Annotated in this window: 2 protein-coding genes; one reads left to right on the top strand and one right to left on the bottom strand. The window is 44.0% G+C overall.

Translation table 11 applies throughout. The features are described from left to right. Positions 1–892, bottom strand: an 892-nt coding sequence (locus tag ABUA47_RS24240; RefSeq protein WP_349832228.1) for a DNA gyrase subunit A, incomplete at its 3' end; no start/stop codon positions are given. Positions 893–1193: 301 nt separating this feature from the next. Between ABUA47_RS24240 and ABUA47_RS24235 the strand changes: the two genes are divergently transcribed. Further along, on the top strand, positions 1194–2205 hold a 1012-nt coding region (locus ABUA47_RS24235), incomplete at its 3' end, for a Clp protease N-terminal domain-containing protein (RefSeq protein WP_349832226.1).

Genomic DNA, 2205 nt, shown 5'->3' with positions numbered 1-2205 from the left:
TACCTTCACGGTCGGATTCGTCATTAGCATTGGCAATACCTTCAATTTTCTTTTCGTTGGCCAAATCGGCTATATTCTTAATCAATTCAGCTTTGTTGACACCATAGGGAATTTCTGTCACAACGATTTTATCGTGCGTCGAACCAGTCTCAATTTCGGCTCTAGCACGCATTATGACACGTCCGCGTCCCGTGAGATAGGCTTCGCGAACACCGCTCATACCGTATATATAGCCTCCGGTCGGGAAATCAGGAGCTTTGACATACGTCATCAGCTCTTCTATATCGATGTCATTGTTTTCGATGTATGCAATACAAGCGTCAATAACCTCAGATAGATTATGGGTCGGCATATTGGTAGCCATACCTACGGCAATACCAGATGCACCATTTACCAAAAGATTCGGAATACGGGCCGGCATGACGGTAGGCTCTTGCAAAGAGTCATCGAAATTGTTCTGCATGTCAACAGTCTCTTTCTCAAGGTCTGTCATCATGTCTTCACCAATTTTTCGCAAACGACACTCTGTATAACGCATGGCAGCAGCACTGTCACCGTCTACTGAACCGTAGTTACCTTGTCCATCTACCAACATGTAACGCATTGCCCAAGGCTGAGCCATACGTACAAGAGCTCCGTAAACGGACGAGTCGCCATGAGGGTGATATTTACCTAATACTTCACCTACAACTCTGGCTGATTTTTTATAAGGTTTGTCGGAGGTATTTCCTAATCCCATCATTCCGAAAAGAATTCTTCGGTGAACGGGTTTAAAACCATCTCTAACATCCGGAAGGGCACGTGAAACAATGACCGACATAGAGTAGTCAATGTACGATGACTTCATTTCCTCCTCGATGTTAATCTTTATAATTCTGTCTTGTTCAAGCATTTAAAAAGATTATTAATTATACATTTTCGGGTTCGTGAAAAACCACGCTAAAGTACTGCTTTTTTACGATATACAAAAGTTTTCCTCCATAAACTTTGTTGCCTGCAACATAAATATGGAAGTACTCCCTCCCTTCCTCACCAAATTGCTATTAATATATAAGGTATAAAGTGGAAAAACAGATTTGAAATTTATGGCACGGGATTTGTATACTATTAAATCAGTTAAATATGATACGCTGAATTAATAAATGCGTATCTTTGTCGTGGATAACCTTTTTAATTGAGGAGAATTATAAAATATGAACAATCAATTTTCACAAAGAGTTTCAGACATAATTACTTATAGCAAGGAAGAAGCCAATCGATTGAGAAATCGCTATATTGGTCCGGAACACCTTCTGCTCGGCATGCTGCGTGATGGCGGAGGAAAAGCTATTGAAATATTGTTGAAACTTGATATAGATTTAAAACGAGTAAAAAGTCGTCTGGAGGGTTTCCTAAAGGATGCCGAGGACGATACTCTCTTGCCGGACGCTGAAGTGCCCTTGTCCCCGATGACGGCTAAGATATTGAAGATGTGTATGCTTGAAGCGCGTTTGCTGAAAAGTGCAACTGCCGATACGGAACATGTATTGCTGGCTATCTTGAAAGATGGCGACAATCTTGCTGCAACTGTTTTGGAAGAACACCGGGTGGATTATCAGGCTGTATTTGAACAGCTTTCGATGAAATCGACCAATCCGAATGCGGGAATGGGATTCACCGAGGATGATGAAGAGGATGAAGAAGATATGAATATGTCCCGCTCCTCCCGTACTGGGGGAGCTGGTTCGGCTTCGGCTGCACAGGCTGCATCCAGAAAGCCGTCCAATGATACTCCTGTGCTGGACAATTTCGGCGTAGACATGACGCGGGCTGCCGAAGAAGGCAAGCTGGACCCGGTTGTGGGTCGCGAACGCGAGATTGAACGTCTGGCGCAAATCTTGAGCCGCCGTAAGAAGAACAATCCGGTGCTTATCGGTGAACCTGGAGTCGGAAAATCTGCCATCGTAGAGGGTTTGGCATTGCGTATTGTGCAAAAGAAAGTTTCGCGCATTTTGTTTGAAAAGCGCGTGGTGATGCTTGATATGGCCTCTGTGGTGGCGGGAACAAAATACCGTGGTCAGTTTGAGGAACGTATCCGCTCTATCATCAACGAGTTGCAGAAAAATCCGAATGTCATCCTTTTCATCGATGAAATCCCTACGATTGTAGGTGCCGGTGCTGCTGCCGGTTCCATGGATGCTGCCAATATGCTGAAACCAGCTTTAG

The sequence above is a fragment of the Bacteroides sp. RTP31139st1_H2_RTP31139_211217 genome (assembly GCF_040227615.1).
Classification (GTDB): Bacteria; Bacteroidota; Bacteroidia; order Bacteroidales; family Bacteroidaceae; genus Bacteroides; species Bacteroides uniformis.
This window is presented reverse-complemented; position numbering and strand designations above follow the sequence as displayed.